Origin of the sequence: Acinetobacter bouvetii DSM 14964 = CIP 107468, assembly GCF_000368865.1 — a bacterium.
Lineage (GTDB): Bacteria > Pseudomonadota > Gammaproteobacteria > Pseudomonadales > Moraxellaceae > Acinetobacter > Acinetobacter bouvetii.
In genome coordinates, this window is sequence record NZ_KB849727.1 from 708,019 (window position 1) to 722,673 (window position 14,655).

Sequence of the window (14,655 nt, forward strand, 5' to 3'; positions counted from 1 at the left end):
ATTCAAACATCTTTGAGATTTATAAGGGAAATAGCCTTATTTCCCGCTTAAATAAAACTCGATGTTTCTTTTATTTATATTAGTGAAGAAGCTATTTCATATGAAAATCGTCATTCTCAATAAGCCTTATGACGTGCTCTCCCAATTCCGTAAAGACGAAGCGCACTTGACCATGTCCGACTTCGTAGACGATCCAACTTTGCGTTTGGCTGGCCGTCTAGATATGGACTCCGAAGGTTTAGTCTTCCTAACCGATCACGGCGGTCTAAACCAATACATTACCAACCCTGCCAATAAAAAGTTTAAAACTTATTTGGTTCAGGTTGAAGGTGATGTCACTGAAGAAGCACTTGAGCAGCTTCGCAAAGGCGTAGAGCTAAAAGACGGCATGACACTTCCTGCCAAAGCGGACAAAGTTGAACAGCCTGAATGGTTGTGGGACCGTGATCCTCCTGTACGTTTCCGCGCCTCTATTCCTACATCTTGGGTTGAAATTTCAATCTGTGAAGGCCGTAACCGCCAAGTGCGCCGTATGTGCGCTGCTGTAGGTTTCCCAGTTTTGCGCTTGATCCGCACTCAAATTGGCGGAATCAGTCTGGTTCAAATGGACTTAAAGCCAGGTGAAACAAAAGAGATTGAACCGCTGCTTTACCCAGACTTCCAAAATATTCCTGCGGAAGAGCCTTACCGTTCACGTTCTTATGTGAAAAAACCAGGCGGTACGGGCGGTAAGCCAATGGTGCGTAAAAACAAAGATGGCTCTGTGAAGAAGTCTGGTACAAAGCGTATTTGGCAAATGGATGATAGCGAGAAGCCGAAACGCCGCACCAACGGTACGACACGCCCAAATACTAAAGCGCCACGCGGCCGCGGACGTAATGGCCGTTAAGATTTAAGAATATTAAAGCTCACGTAAGTGGGCTTTTTTATGCTTCATACTTTAATTCTTTATCCAAATGCATGTTTACGTGAAAAAATGGTGAATTTACGTTTCTTGGATATAATTGCATGAATAAATCTCTTTGAATTTCAAATCCATTCTTACATTCGTAAGACACATTGAAGAGTTCTTCTAACTGTTTATTCAAATTTAATTGATCAACTAATTCTGTTGATAGATGAAGTTTCATTTCTGCTTTATCAGATCTCTTCAAAAGATCTATATTTTCTAAACACTCTAATGTCTTTTTTTCAATAATTTTAAAGTGATAGGCATCTTCACCTAAGTTTTCTAAATTAAAATATATAGTAATAAAAACTGCATTATCGTAAATGTATTCACCTGAGCTATTGTCTGCCGACAGATTATTACCGAAAGCAGCTCTTGCTTGAAAATCTGAAATGAAAAGTTTCGGAAATAACAGCTGCCGCTGTTCCGACTGCTGCTCTTTTTGTGTTTGAACCAATTGTCTTTGCTGCTCTATTCCTTTTTGCATCTCATCAATTTGCAACTGAAGCGCTCTTTCTTGCTGTTCCAAAGCTTTGGTATTTTGATCTAATTGCTTACCTTGTTGGACATAACCCATAATCAGCCAAAGAAATGCAATGGGCGCGACAATTCCTGCTAATGCATCACCTAATTCATTTAAAGATGATGGAGATTTCAATCCTCCAAAAAACCAAACAATAATAATTACAGTCAACCAAATGCCTGTAATAGCAATACCCCAATTTAAACTTTTCTGATTCATCTTTTTCTAATAAAAAACCCATACCTAAGTATGGGTTTTACCTTAAAATTAAAGGCTTATCAAATTAAGCTTTCAGCCATAAATCCGCTTTGGCCTGATCTACAACTTTCAGTTCAACTTCACTCAGTTCAGAACCTGCAGCCTTCACATCAAAAGACATCAATTCATCACGGCGGAATGCAAGTACAGTATAACTGCCCGCTTGCTTGGCATACTGTTCAAGCAGTTTGGCTGTCGCCTTCAAGCCATCAACAGCAATAATGATGTCATTTGCAGATAAGCCTGCTTGAGCGCCAGTACCATTACGGCGCGCAGACTGAACCAGAACGCCTTCAGGCTTATCGGCAAGCTTTAAGCCAAATGGCAATGTTTTGTCATTTTTCAGGCTATAGCTTAAACCAAACTCTGGGAACAGCTGGTCTAACGGCAATTCATCTGTGGTATTGATCAAATGATTAATCTGTTCCAGCCAGCTGTCACCCGTCAGTTCTTTACATAAATCGAAAATGGTGCGTTCATTGACTTGAATGCCATTTTGCGCATTTTCATACAGCTTACGCATTAACGCATCCAAGCTCGAACCGCGCATCCGCAAGCCCAAATCCAAGCACAGCGCCACTAGACAGCCTTTGTTATAGTAGCTCGTACCCGCATTATTTGAGTTTTCATCCTGACGGTAAAACTTCACCCATGCATCAAAGCTAGACTCAGACACTGACTGCACGAAACGTCCAGGGTTTTGCAAATAACGGTCTATTTGCGCTTTCAGCAATGTCAAATATGAATCCTGATGAATCACGCCGCTGCGCAGTAAAATCAGGTCATCATAATATGAGGTAAACCCTTCAAAGATCCACAGCAAAGAAGTATAGCCTTCTTTGTTCAGGTCATAATTGACGAAATTTTCAGGGCGGATAAATTTCACCAGCCATGAGTGGAAATATTCGTGACTGCATAAGCCCAAAAAGCGCTGATAGTCCTTTGACGGCTCTTCCGGTTCATCGGCTTTTGGCAGGTCATCACGCGGTGTAATCAGGCTCGTACTGTTTGGATGCTCTAAACCGCCATAGCTGCTGCCAGTCGCCATGGTCATAAAGGTATAGTCCGTGAACGGCGCTGCACCAAACATTGAAATTTCAGTACTGCAGATTTTTTCAATGTCCTGCTGCATGCGCTGCGCATTCATGGCATGTTTGCCAGACACCACAAACTCATGCGGAATGCCATCGGCTTCAAAGCTAAACCGTGTTTGATCTGCAAGCTCAAAAGGCGAATCAATCAGCTGCGCATAATTGTCGGCATACAGGGTGTAACGGCCTTTCACCAAAGTTTTAGACTTTAAGCCGGTGGCAATTTGGAAATGCTTCAGCTCTTCAGGCAAGAAAATTTCTGCTTCAATGGCCTTGTGTTCCTGCCCTTCCAAACCTAAACAGGCGCAAGCTGGATTCACATATAAACGTGACTGGTCAACATAAGCGCCGCGCACTGACAAATCATAAGCATAGACATCATATTCAACCGTAATCAGCTCATGATCGGTGTTAAATAAGCGCCATTTATTCTTTTCAAATTTTTGAATCTGCAGCTGGCGCCCGTCTTCATCGTAAGCGCGTACCGCTTCAATATGTTTTGAAAACTCGCGGATTAAATAGCTTCCCGGTATCCAAGACGGCAGTGACAGCACTTGCGTAGGATCTGCCAAAAAACGCGCAGTGACATGAATAAGGTGCTGACGATAATCGTCAAATTCGATTTGATAATGCAGCATAATGGGCAATACAAAATAAAAAAAGATAACTTGGCAATAAGCTTAACATTTTTTGACACAACGGTGCGCAACAGTCTTAATTGTCTACAATTAAGACTAGTCAGCGGAAAAAAAAAGGCATAGCATTCCTTAAATTTTTTGTATTTTCGGCCTACGGAAAGGCTATAAGGAATCTCATTGAAACGCGTAATTTACTTCATCGTGGCGCTATGCGCTTTATGCTCCACGGTAGCAAATGCTGCACTGCTGAACATCAATCCAGAAACGGTAGAAGCTGAAGCTTGGACTATTCTAGATCCGCAATCTGGACAAGTGATTGCTGAACACAATAGCCATGTACAGCGCGCTCCTGCCTCTTTAACCAAAATGATGGTGGCCTATATTGCCCTGAAAGAAATCAAAGCGGGCCATTTGAATAAAAATGAAGTTCTGACGGCGACCCCAGTGGTCAATGTGGTTCAGTGGGATGAATCGCAAATGTATTTAAAGCAAGGCGAGCAAATTACGGTTGATCACCTGTTGGCAGGCCTAGTGGTTATGTCCGCTAATGATGCGGCGGTCACTCTGGCAGAGAAAATTTCCGGCGGGCTTCCGCAATTTATTGAGCGCATGAATAAAGAAGCCAAAGCGCTCGGCATGAATGACACCCACTTTCAAAACCCGGCAGGCATTACTATGCCGGAGCACTATTCTTCCGCAGCAGACCTCGCGCGTTTGGGCCGCGCCTTAGTGCAGGAAACACCGGACTATCTCAACTATTCCAAACAAACCAGCTTCAGCTATAACAATCATTTTCATAAAGCGACCAATATCCTGCTGAAGCAAGACCCGACAGTCGATGGCATGAAAACCGGCTTTACCAAAGCGGCTGGCTATAACCTGGCCTTAACTGCCAACCGCCCATCTGGCCTGCATAATGTGCCTGACCGCCGTTTAATTGTAGTGGTTATGGGCACTAAAAGCGGGCTGAAGCGCGCTGAAGTAGCCCATAAGCTGATGAACCTTGCTTATGTCTATACCCGCAATGAAGTTGCCATAAAAGACAAACAGCTGATTGCCGAATTGCCAGTCATTAAGTCCACTCTAAAAATGTTTAAAGTGGAAACAAAAAAGCCGCAAATTATTACCACATCATTATTTGACCCTGCGCTGACCATTGATATGAACACCTTTGATCAGCCGCATCAGCGCATCATGCTGGATACCGGCAATGGCTTAATGCAAGGCATTGAACCGCTGCAGCAGACTCAAACGCATATGAATATCGAAGTGAATGAGAAATTGCTCACGGCACCTTTGGCTCAAGTGATGAAATTAGTCACTGTAAATGTGTATCAAAACAACCAGCTGATCAACACCATTGATATTGAAGATGACGTAAATATTGATGAAGCCAATGTTTTCGAACGCTTCCTATTTTGGCTTAAAAGTGTTTTCGGTATTTTCTCATCAGATTCAGGCGCTGTAAAAACCTACCCATTGCAGCAATAATCGGCCTGCAGAATTCTTATCGGTGAGATAATGTAACTTGTAAGACAATTCAAAAAACACCCATAAAAAGAAGATGGCATACTCCTGCCATCTTCTTTTTTTACAATAAAAATAGGCATTTCAATGAATCCTGAAAAGAATAGTGATCTGCACCGGATTGTCATTGTCGGCGGCGGCGCAGGCGGTCTGGAGTTAGCCACACAATTAGGCGGCAGTCTTGGAAAATCAGGCAAAGCGCATATTACTTTGGTTGATATGAAACTCACCCATGTCTGGAAGCCGCTGCTGCATGAAATTGCAGCCGGCACCATGAATATCAATGAAGAAGCCACCAATTATTATGCCCATGCCGCCAAGCATTCTTATGAGTTTGTTTTAGGCTGTTTGGAAAACATCATTCCTGCAGAAAAGCGCATTGTTCTGAACCGGAAACCATTGGGAAAATACGGCAGTTCAGACGAAAATTTGATGCTGCATTACGACACCCTTATTTTAGCTGTAGGTTCTGTTTCCAATGATTTTGGCACAGCTGGCGTATCCGAGCATTGCCATTATTTAGACAGCCTGCAGCAGGCTGAAATTTTTCAGCAGGATCTGCTGCGTCTGTACTTGGATGCGCAAAACAGCAATGAACCCCGCCAGCTGAACATCGGCATTATTGGCGCTGGCGCGACTGGCGTAGAGCTTTCTGCCGCGCTGACAGAAGCCAAGCACAATTTTTATAAATTCGGGCTCAATAAAATCTTGCCCCAGAATGTGCAAATCACCTTAATTGAAGGCGCTGACAGAATTTTGCCCGCCTTGCCCGAAAAACTGGCCGATCATGCATATAAACAGCTGGACCGCATGAAAATTGATGTGCTGACCTCTAAGCGCGTCGCAAAAGTCGATGCTGACAAAATTTACTTTGATGACGGCAGCAGCATTCATGCAGAACTCAAGGTCTGGGCAGCAGGCATTAAAGCCCCGCCAGTCATTGCCAGCCTGCCAGGCTTTGCCAAAGACCGTATGGGCCGCATAGACGTTTATGCTACCCTGCAGACCAAGGCAGACCCGAATATTTTTGCCTTTGGGGATTGTGCGCATTGCCAGCCGCGGGCCGATGAGCCTGTACTTGGCCCGCGGGCGCAGGTTGCAAGCCAGCAGGCGTCTTTTTTGGCAGAAGCCTTAAAAGCCCGCCTGAACGGTCAGCCGCTGCCCATGTTTAACTTTTCAGATAAAGGCTCTTTAGTTTCACTCAGTAAAAATAAAGCCGTCGGTGAATTATTAGGCCAGGTTAATGTGCAGGGCTTTATTGCAAAATCCATATATGTGTCTTTATACCGCATGCATCAAGCCGCCATTTACGGCTATGCGCATGCAGGTTTACTGACCGCTAAAGATTTTGTGAGCAGAAAAATCTCGCCAAAAATAAAAATGCATTGAAATTTTAATATTCACCCCGATTAATGAAAAAACCATCATCTGAATAGTAAAAGTGCAATTTTTTAGTAAATTTAGTCTACAAAAAAGCAATTTCACTTTATGATGTACCCTTAAAAAATTGAATGGATCAATAACATGACTGCTATTGCAAATAACCTTGTGGTTTCTTTCCACTACACATTGACTAATGCTGAAGGTGAAACACTTGACCAATCTCAAGGTGAACCACTTGCCTATTTGCACGGCGCTGGCAACATCATCCCTGGCCTAGAAAAAGCATTATTAGGCAAAACAGTTGGTGAAAAATTTACTGTAACTGTTCCTGCTGCTGAAGGTTATGGCGAATACAACCCAGACCTAGTACAAGAAGTTCCAGCTCAAATGTTCCAAGGCGTTGACAATATTCAAGCTGGCATGCAATTCCAAGCTCAAACTGATGACGGCGTTCAAATCGTAACTGTTAAAGCAGTTGAAGGCGACAATGTTGTTGTAGATGCAAACTTCCCGCTTGCTGGCCAAGATCTGACTTTTGCCGTTGAAATCATTGAAATCCGTGAACCTTCTCAAGAAGAATTAGATCACGGTCACGTACACGGTGCCGGCGGCCACCACCACTAAGATCTTATGATCTGACGTGCAAAAGGCAAAGTTTTTACTTTGCCTTTTTTATTGCTGATAAATGACAAATGATATTCCGCACCCAGCGCAGTTTCGGCTATTCATCCGGCTTTAGATCATTTCATACTGCAGCACAGTTTATTGTTAAACTTATATGTGAACACCCAATCATTCTCTAAGCGCCTGCACTAGCGCTAAAAAAAGCGCATTATAAAACCCGCTGTGGCTATTGAATAGATAGCTAAATCGGGATGAATGACTTCAAATCCTGCTTAGCTAGCATGCAAGTGCCAAGGTACACATCATCATCTGAATAAACATCGGCCTTAAAACAACGTCTCCGTTTAACTTAAAAATTAGATCGCATAAAAAAGCAGAGCATAGGCTCTGCTTTTTTATCGGAATTTATATCCTGCGCATGTGTTTTAAATTTCTTTATCTGCGTTGGTTGTAAATCTGCTGCGCAGCCGGCAGGTTTTTACGCATGGCATCAATCCGCTGGCTATTTGACGGGTGAGTCGACAGGAATGATGAACCGCCAGCGCCTTCAAGCTTATTCATTTTTTCCCACAGCGTAATTGCAGCCTGAGGATTATAGCCTGCCCGCGCCATCAGCATTAAGCCGCCCTGATCCGCTCGGCTTTCCAAACTGCGTGAATAGGGCAAGCCAATCCCAATTTGGCTGCCCAATTGCGCTGCCGCTGTTCCTGTCTGACCGACACCCGCTGCGCTTAAGCCAATGCCCAGCGCCAAATCTGTCAGCGCCTGCGCGCCAACTTTATTCTTCGAATGCTCTTCTAGGGCATGCACCATTTCATGGCCCATCACCGCGGCAATTTCAGCATCTGTCAGGTTCAGCTTCGTGACAATCCCTGTATAAAATACAACTTTACCGCCTGGCGCCACATAAGCATTGACTTGCGGCGATTTCAGCACTGCAAGCTGCCAGTCAAATTTAGTCCCGGTTTGGTTCATTTGATCGGCATAAGGCTTAAGGCGGGTAAACACGCTGTAAATACGCTTATAAGTCGCAGATGAGGTGTCTAAAGTATTGCTGTTGCGCGCTTCAGTGACCGTTTTATTAAAACCTTGAGTCGCTGCCGCGTTCAGTGTTGCGGTATCCGCGCCAGCCATATCAGCCACAGTTGTACAGCCAGAAATTGTTACAGCACCTGCTGCACATAAGCTCATTAATATTTTTTTATTCATTATTCAGGACTCCAAACCCGCAATCTAAACAGCATGAATTATAGCAATTATATTCTTCAAATTTAGGAGGTTGAATGAAGTTAAAGCACATTATGATAGGATTTATGTAAAATATGTTCATCCAATAAACTGAATATAAAGCCAATAGAGCAAACAGCAGGCATTCAAAAATAGATACAGCTTGCACAGCGGCTCGACCTTTGTCTCAAGTGTTTCACTTTTACGTTTAAAAAATAGAAATGCATTTTGAATCAATATAATTGGCACTAAAATACAGGCAATCATGGCCGATAATCCAACGAAAGCTGTATAAATAATTTCAGGATTTGAGGTTTGCGCCCGAATAATCATCATCGCAATTGTGGGCGCACCGCCCATGGCAAACAGCAAAGAATAAAAGATGGTTCCTGATATGTACTTCTGCATCCTGCAGCGCCTGAAATATGAAGTGAAATGCATTTTAGCAACTCTGCTGACGCTGTACAGCACACTGGACTGCAACTTTAGTATCGGCTAATCCAAACTCAGATTTTATTCAGAGACTGAGGCTTCGCAGAAACGGCTTTACAGATTTGATCAGATTCGGCTTAGGCATTCCGTTGCTGTTTACAGCTGTAAAAAAGCCCCGCTTTTGCGGGGCTTTTTTTGCATCATATTCTAAGCATTAAGCTTGGAACGGGTGACGCAGAATCATCGTTTCTTCACGGTCTGGACCTGTAGAAATGATGTCGATTGGACATTCAATCAGCTGCTCGATACGCTTAATGTAGTTGATCGCATTTTGAGGCAATTGATCTAAAGATTTTGCACCAAAAGTTGACTCAGACCAGCCTGGCATCGTTTCGTAGATTGGCTTTAAAGTTTCAAATGCAAGCGCATCAGAAGAACCCACACAGCCCGAATCTGCAGCTTCATAACCCACACAGATTTTCACTTCTTCTAAACCGTCAAGAACGTCAAGTTTAGTTAAGCAAATGCCTGAAAGCGAGTTGACATCTACAGAACGGCGCAGTATTTCAGCATCAAACCAGCCGCAGCGGCGCTGACGGCCTGTAGACGCGCCAAATTCTGAACCGATTGTACCCAAGTGTTTACCAATCGCATCGCCAACATCATTGGCAGCATCGTAAACAAGTTCAGTTGGGAATGGTCCAGCGCCGACACGGGTAGTGTACGCTTTGGTAATACCCAAAACATAATCCAGGTGCAATGGGCCAAGGCCTGAACCAGAGCTTACGCCGCCAGCAGTAGTATTTGAAGAGGTTACATACGGATATGTACCATGGTCGACGTCAAGAAGTGAACCTTGCGCGCCTTCAAACATAATGTTGTCGCCGTTTTTACGGTAGTTGTGAAGCTCTGTTGTTACGTCAATAACCAGCGGAGCAACGACTTTACGCCATTCATCACACAGTGCAATCACGTCATCAACATTCACGGCGTCAACGCCGAAGAATTGAGTCAATTGGAAGTTGTGGTATTCAAGAAGCTCTTCCAGCTGCGCCTTAAGATGCTCACCGCCGCGTACCAAGTCAGCAACACGGATTGCACGGCGTGCAACTTTATCTTCATACGCTGGGCCAATACCGCGGCCGGTGGTGCCAATTTTTGCATTGCCGCGCTTAATTTCACGCGCCTGGTCTAACGCAATGTGGTGCGGAAGAATCAATGGGCAGTTTGGAGAAATACGCAGACGCTCACGAACTGGCACACCTTCTTTTTCAAGAATGTCCATTTCTTTAATCAGCGCTTCCGGTGAAAGTACAACACCATTACCAATTAAGCACAGTACGTTTTCACGCAAGATGCCAGATGGAATGAGGTGTAATACAGTTTTCTTACCACCAACTACGAGAGTATGGCCAGCGTTGTGACCGCCTTGATAGCGAACAACCGCAGCCGCTTGATCTGTGAGCAGGTCGACGATCTTGCCTTTGCCTTCGTCGCCCCATTGGGTACCAAGTACCACAACATTCTTGCCCATAATAGCCTCATTACATCATGCTGTTAAAATTGAGAGTAAAGCTGAATGACATGAACATTCAGCCTTGCCATTAAACTGTTTCGATTAAACCGCTTCGACTTTCCACTCGCCTGCAACATTCACCAATTGATGCGTTGCATTTGGAACTGATTTTAAATCATCGTTCCCAAGTAACTGAATTACACTTAAGCCTTGTGCGCGGACGTCCGCAATTGCGTCAAGCAATGCCTTGTCTGTGCCTTTAGGCGCAACAACTTTTTGAATCTGCTTAAATTGACCCGCACATAATGCATAAAGGTCACAAGAGAAGCCTGTTGCTGGACGCGCGCGTCCAAAGTGCTGGCCAATCCCGTCATAACGTCCGCCTTGAGCCAGCGGCGCTGCACGGTTTGGCGCATATACGGCATACATTAAACCAGTGTGATAGTGATATGAACGTAGCTCTACAACATCTATACCAATATGCAGCGCTGGCCAGCGCGCCTGAATTTCTGACTGGGTTTGCTTAACAGCATCAAATGCCTGCTTAAACTCAGGATTTTCAAAAATCTCAGCACTTAAATTCGCCTGCAGCGCATCTAAATCGCTTGCATAACGGCCTAAATTATAAAAATCTGCACCGAATTTTAATTCTTGAGTAAATTCAGCCAGTTCAGGCAATGCTTTGCGCTGATATAAATCAGAAAGCTGACGCTCAACTGCTTTCGATAAGCCTGCATGCGCCACTAGGCTGCGGAATAATCCGACATGGCCTAAATCCAGATGAATGCCATCAGCCAAACCAGCTGTTTGAAGCAAGCTCAGCATCACATCGACCATTTCAACGTCGGCATCAATGCTGTCTGAACCAAATAATTCTGCACCCAGCTGCAGCGGCGCGCGTGTGGTATTAAAACCCTGTGGTTTAGTGTGTAAAACCGTGCCAGCGTAGCAATAACGCGCTACGCCTTCGACTGGATGTACATGCGCATCGATACGGGCCACTTGCGGTGTCATATCGGCACGCACACCAAGCAACCGGCCAGACAGCTGGTCAATCACTTTAAAAGTGGCTAAGTCTAAATCTTGATTCGATTCGGAGAGAGAAGAAAGAGATTCGATGTATTCGATAAATGGCGTGTACACCAGCTGATAACCTCGAGTTGCGAGGAAATCCAATGCTTCACGGCGCAAAGCTTCAATCACTTGCGCTTGTTCTGGTAATACATCAGCTACACCATCAGGTAATAACCATGTCTCTGAAATGGGCATGTTGTAAACCTAAATACTTGTCAGCGCGGAAATAATCCGCATAAAAAAATCGGGAACACACCCGATTTCTCATAGTGTAGCACGTTCAATTTAGCCATGCATCAGACAATTCAGGAAAATTTCATTTATCGTGTTAAAGCCGTACAGGCAGGCTTAGAGCCGCAGCCTCAATTGCACAGGCAGGCAGCAGCTCCAAATTTAAACGCGTTGAAAAAAGTGACGCTCCGCCCCATAGGATTTATTGATTAAATTTATTTAAAACATGATTTTATCCTTAAATTTCAATTATAAAAAGAATGGTTCAGGCCGCTAATTCATCTATACTTTTGTTCAATTCAGCATCAACAACAAGTCCAGCCGAACATTTATTCAATGCTTTGATTACGCAATTTCACTTTGGGGAAAAGATATGGAATTACATAGCAATTTGTATTACAGGCATGCAGATGCTCAAATAATGTCAAAATTAGACCGTTTATTTGAAGAGCACCGTGGCGATTCAGATAAATTTATCGCCCTCGCCTGTGACATTAATCCCGAAAATGGCGCTGAGCTGGCTAGAGAAATTTTAGATACTGTGGATAACATTGAATTTGATCTGGGACCAGAACTGCTGTACCCGATCGAAGGCTATTCAATTGCGCATTTTGTGCATGGCTCGTCAGGCGATGAATTTATTGAAGCGATTTTATTTTTTCTAAAGGCGCTGGCTCCGTCTATCCGCGCTCAGGCTTGGGGATGCGGTGATGATGATCCTTGGGAATTTTGGTTCAAATTTGAGGGCGATGAACTGCTCCGTGAAGATGATGAGCCATTCAATGATCCGGAAGAAGACGAAGAAATTAAAGCCAATATTTATACTTGGTGGCATGCCGGCCTGCCTCAGCAAATCAAAGAAGGCTTTTTAAACGAAAACGTTGAGCAGTAAAAGCTTTGAACACCTGAAAACCCGCAGCTTGAGGCGGCGATTACGCCTCTCAGGCGGCAGAGAGCAATACATAAAATCTGAGTATCATTTGTGCTCTAAAAAATACTTCCGCATCGTTACAGAATAGGCAATGCGGTAGTCTGCTTGATTTTCTGCAGCGGAATTTCAGTCTTCACATTTTGAATACTGGAAATTTTATTCAAGCGCTGAATTTGAAACTGGCGGTAGGCATCCAAATCCGCCACCATAATTCTCAGGAAAAAATCACAGTCTCCTGCCATCAGCTGGCATTCCACCACTTCATCCATAGACTGAATCGCCTCTACAAAGGCATTGACCGTTTTCTCATCCTGTCCTTTTAGCCAAATTCGGGCGAATACGGTCAGCCCTAAATTGATTTTTTGCGGATTCAGCAGCGCCACATATTTTTCGATAATGCCGTCATCTTCCAGCTGTTTGACACGGCGCAAACATGGCGATGGTGAAAGCCCCACTTTCTGAGCCAAATCGACATTCTGCAGCTTGCCATTGCGCTGAACCTCCCAAAGAATCCGCTTATCAATAAGATCCATCTTAAACCCCAGCAGTTCATGCTAATTTTTTATACATTTAAAGCATATTGTGCCAAAAGTAAAAGCATATAAATTAAATTCAGCGCCAAATGCTGCAGTGAAGCTTTTACAATGTTTCTCTTTGTAATTAAAAGATTGGAAAGCCTCATGTTGACCTTTCGGACTGCCGCAGATGATACCCCAACCTCAGAAAAGCTTTCAGAATTCAAACGCGGTCTGAAAACATCCATTCCCCTGCTGCTCGGCATTATTCCCTTTGCTTTGGTGCTTGGCGCGCAAGCCACTCAAAAAGGCTTATCATTTGCAGAAGTTTCATTGCTGACTGGCTTAAACTTTGCTGGCGGTTCTGAGTTTGCCATTTTGGAAGTATGGACTAATCCGCCAAACATTATCATGCTGATTTTCATCACTTTCCTTGTGAATAGCCGGCACTTGTTAATGGGCGCAAGTCTGGCGCCCTATTTACGGCATTTGCCAAACCGCACAGCGTTTTCCGCCCTGTTTTTTATGTGCGATGAGAGCTGGGCTTTAAGTTTAGCCGACGCGCAAAAGAAACAGCACTATTTAGGCGTGCAGCGCGCATTCAGCATGCTGTTCTACGCAGGCCTTTGTTTTGCGCTTTACCTCATGTGGATTGGCTTCACCACACTCGGCGCAATAATTGGCCCCGTGCTGGGAGATGTCAGCCGTTTCGGTTTTGATATGGCTTTTCCTGCTGTCTTTTTGGTGCTGCTGCGCGGCATGTGGAAAGGCATACGCGCTGCCCGCCCATGGCTGGTCAGCTTAGTGGCCGCAGCATTGGCTTATTTATATTTGCCTTCCGGCTGGCATGTGCCTATCGGCGCGGTTTGCGGAATTATCTCTGCTGTATTCTTAACAGGAGATGAAGCATGATTCACGCATCCACAGTCATCGCGATTTTATTTATTGCCTTCACCACTTATCTGACCCGCGTCCTTGGCTATGTTTTGCTGAAGCATAAAACCTTAAGCCAAAAACAGCGCCAGATTTTGGAGGTTGTGCCCGGCTGCGTGCTGATTTCTGTGATTGCGCCTTATTTTGTAAAAGACAACCCTGCAGACCTGATCGCAATCGTTATTACCCTGCTTGTTGCATCGCGTTTTTCATTATTGCCGACCGTGGCCATCAGCATGGCATCCGCTGCATGTTTGCGGCTGGTGCTGGTTTGACCCCACAGCCGCGCAAAAAATAAAGCCTCCCATGTTCATCACAGAGAGGCTTTTGTAAATAGGATTATGCTTTCGCGCTTAACTCTCAATCTTTAGGCGCCATGACTTTCGCCAGCAAATTCACCAGCTCTGCATTTTGCAGCTCAACCTGCTGCAGCTTTTGCGATGTTTGATCCATCGTCTCCTGCTGCACATGCATCTTTTTCGCTAAATCCTGCATAATTTCTAAGGTTTTCTTCAAATTCGCTTCTAAATGGACGATTTTTTCTTCCAAGTGCAAGCTTGCTTGAACTTCTGCATTGTCATCTTGATTTTTAAACTGCAGCCATATCAGAAAGATCACTGCCATCGACAGTAAAAAAATAAATCCCCACAATAGAATCATCAGCTTTGCTCTTTTTAATCATTCATTTGTTTCATCTTACCTAATTTTTTAAAGGTTTTTTTCAGAAAAAACAGTTATTTCATTACTTTTACGATCAATGATGCAATTCCAGCGATCAAAACAAGGCTATTTCACTTTCAGTT

Annotated in this window: 15 protein-coding genes; 7 read left to right on the forward strand and 8 right to left on the reverse strand. The window is 44.1% G+C overall.

Going from position 1 to position 14,655, the window contains the following annotated elements; all coding sequences use genetic code 11:
* The first annotated feature begins 100 nt into the window (after positions 1-100).
* Positions 101-889: an rRNA large subunit pseudouridine synthase E gene (locus F941_RS10360; protein ID WP_005010913.1), complete on the forward strand. Its 789-nt coding sequence runs from the start codon at positions 101-103 to the stop codon at positions 887-889.
* Between the two features lie 37 nt (positions 890-926).
* On the opposite strand, the gene F941_RS10365 is transcribed toward F941_RS10360, so the two are convergent.
* A complete protein-coding gene (locus F941_RS10365) occupies positions 927-1,691 on the reverse strand; it encodes a hypothetical protein (protein ID WP_005010915.1) in 765 nt (254 codons plus the stop codon).
* A 64-nt stretch (positions 1,692-1,755) separates the two neighbouring features.
* Entirely contained in the window at positions 1,756-3,459 is a 1,704-nt protein-coding gene (locus tag F941_RS10370; RefSeq protein ID WP_005010917.1) for a M61 family metallopeptidase, read from the reverse strand.
* A gap of 177 nt (positions 3,460-3,636) precedes the next feature.
* On the opposite strand from F941_RS10370, the gene F941_RS10375 reads away from it, so the two are divergent.
* The 3 genes from F941_RS10375 to F941_RS10385 all read left to right on the forward strand — a co-directional run bounded on the left by F941_RS10375 (position 3,637) and on the right by F941_RS10385 (position 6,993).
* A complete protein-coding gene (locus tag F941_RS10375; RefSeq protein WP_005010919.1) occupies positions 3,637-4,950 on the forward strand; it encodes a D-alanyl-D-alanine carboxypeptidase PBP6B in 1,314 nt (437 codons plus the stop codon).
* 123 nt (positions 4,951-5,073) lie between these two features.
* Positions 5,074-6,375: an NAD(P)/FAD-dependent oxidoreductase gene (locus tag F941_RS10380; protein ID WP_005010924.1), complete on the forward strand. Its 1,302-nt coding sequence runs from the start codon at positions 5,074-5,076 to the stop codon at positions 6,373-6,375.
* A gap of 135 nt (positions 6,376-6,510) precedes the next feature.
* A complete protein-coding gene (locus F941_RS10385) occupies positions 6,511-6,993 on the forward strand; it encodes an FKBP-type peptidyl-prolyl cis-trans isomerase (RefSeq protein WP_005010926.1) in 483 nt (160 codons plus the stop codon).
* A 435-nt stretch (positions 6,994-7,428) separates the two neighbouring features.
* Here F941_RS10385 and F941_RS10390 read toward each other — a convergent pair whose 3' ends face one another.
* The 4 genes from F941_RS10390 to F941_RS10405 form a co-directional block, all read right to left on the reverse strand.
* Positions 7,429-8,202: a M48 family metallopeptidase gene (locus tag F941_RS10390; RefSeq protein ID WP_005010932.1), complete on the reverse strand. Its 774-nt coding sequence runs from the start codon at positions 8,200-8,202 to the stop codon at positions 7,429-7,431.
* 117 nt (positions 8,203-8,319) lie between these two features.
* A complete protein-coding gene (locus tag F941_RS10395; protein ID WP_005010937.1) occupies positions 8,320-8,628 on the reverse strand; it encodes a hypothetical protein in 309 nt (102 codons plus the stop codon).
* A gap of 238 nt (positions 8,629-8,866) precedes the next feature.
* Positions 8,867-10,186: an adenylosuccinate synthase gene (locus F941_RS10400; RefSeq protein ID WP_005010938.1), complete on the reverse strand. Its 1,320-nt coding sequence runs from the start codon at positions 10,184-10,186 to the stop codon at positions 8,867-8,869.
* A gap of 84 nt (positions 10,187-10,270) precedes the next feature.
* Positions 10,271-11,437 (reverse strand): ATP phosphoribosyltransferase regulatory subunit, encoded by a 1,167-nt coding sequence (locus F941_RS10405; protein WP_005010939.1) that lies wholly within the window; start codon positions 11,435-11,437, stop codon positions 10,271-10,273.
* A 409-nt stretch (positions 11,438-11,846) separates the two neighbouring features.
* Here F941_RS10405 and F941_RS10410 point away from each other — a divergent pair, with 409 nt between their 5' ends.
* Positions 11,847-12,365, forward strand: a complete 519-nt coding sequence (locus tag F941_RS10410; RefSeq protein WP_005010944.1) for a hypothetical protein — start codon at positions 11,847-11,849, stop codon at positions 12,363-12,365.
* Between the two features lie 116 nt (positions 12,366-12,481).
* Here the strand turns inward: F941_RS10410 and F941_RS10415 are convergent, their stop codons facing one another.
* On the reverse strand, positions 12,482-12,937 hold the full coding sequence (locus F941_RS10415) for an Lrp/AsnC family transcriptional regulator (protein ID WP_005010946.1): 456 nt from the start codon (positions 12,935-12,937) through the stop codon (positions 12,482-12,484).
* 147 nt (positions 12,938-13,084) lie between these two features.
* Between F941_RS10415 and F941_RS10420 the strand changes: the two genes are divergently transcribed.
* Entirely contained in the window at positions 13,085-13,831 is a 747-nt protein-coding gene (locus F941_RS10420) for an AzlC family ABC transporter permease (RefSeq protein ID WP_005010947.1), read from the forward strand.
* The gene (locus F941_RS10425; RefSeq protein ID WP_005010949.1) at positions 13,828-14,127 is read left to right on the forward strand and encodes an AzlD family protein; all 300 of its coding nucleotides are present in this window, start codon (positions 13,828-13,830) and stop codon (positions 14,125-14,127) included. Before F941_RS10420 ends, F941_RS10425 begins: the two co-directional genes overlap by 4 nt.
* Positions 14,128-14,212: 85 nt before the next feature.
* On the opposite strand, the gene F941_RS10430 is transcribed toward F941_RS10425, so the two are convergent.
* Positions 14,213-14,512, reverse strand: a complete 300-nt coding sequence (locus tag F941_RS10430) for a hypothetical protein (protein WP_005010951.1) — start codon at positions 14,510-14,512, stop codon at positions 14,213-14,215.
* Between the last annotated feature and the right edge of the window lie 143 nt (positions 14,513-14,655).

Excerpts from the sequence above, each read along its gene's own strand:
- F941_RS10360 (WP_005010913.1), top strand. The coding sequence starts at position 101 with ATGAAAATCGTCATTCTCAATAAGCCTTATGACGTGCTCTCCCAATTC.
- F941_RS10365 (WP_005010915.1), bottom strand. The coding sequence starts at position 1,691 with ATGAATCAGAAAAGTTTAAATTGGGGTATTGCTATTACAGGCATTTGG.
- F941_RS10370 (WP_005010917.1), bottom strand. The coding sequence starts at position 3,459 with ATGCTGCATTATCAAATCGAATTTGACGATTATCGTCAGCACCTTATT.
- F941_RS10380 (WP_005010924.1), top strand. The coding sequence starts at position 5,074 with ATGAATCCTGAAAAGAATAGTGATCTGCACCGGATTGTCATTGTCGGC.
- F941_RS10385 (WP_005010926.1), top strand. The coding sequence starts at position 6,511 with ATGACTGCTATTGCAAATAACCTTGTGGTTTCTTTCCACTACACATTG.
- F941_RS10390 (WP_005010932.1), bottom strand. The coding sequence starts at position 8,202 with ATGAATAAAAAAATATTAATGAGCTTATGTGCAGCAGGTGCTGTAACA.
- F941_RS10395 (WP_005010937.1), bottom strand. The coding sequence starts at position 8,628 with ATGCAGAAGTACATATCAGGAACCATCTTTTATTCTTTGCTGTTTGCC.
- F941_RS10400 (WP_005010938.1), bottom strand. The coding sequence starts at position 10,186 with ATGGGCAAGAATGTTGTGGTACTTGGTACCCAATGGGGCGACGAAGGC.
- F941_RS10405 (WP_005010939.1), bottom strand. The coding sequence starts at position 11,437 with ATGCCCATTTCAGAGACATGGTTATTACCTGATGGTGTAGCTGATGTA.
- F941_RS10410 (WP_005010944.1), top strand. The coding sequence starts at position 11,847 with ATGGAATTACATAGCAATTTGTATTACAGGCATGCAGATGCTCAAATA.
- F941_RS10415 (WP_005010946.1), bottom strand. The coding sequence starts at position 12,937 with ATGGATCTTATTGATAAGCGGATTCTTTGGGAGGTTCAGCGCAATGGC.
- F941_RS10420 (WP_005010947.1), top strand. The coding sequence starts at position 13,085 with ATGTTGACCTTTCGGACTGCCGCAGATGATACCCCAACCTCAGAAAAG.
- F941_RS10425 (WP_005010949.1), top strand. The coding sequence starts at position 13,828 with ATGATTCACGCATCCACAGTCATCGCGATTTTATTTATTGCCTTCACC.
- F941_RS10430 (WP_005010951.1), bottom strand. The coding sequence starts at position 14,512 with ATGATTCTATTGTGGGGATTTATTTTTTTACTGTCGATGGCAGTGATC.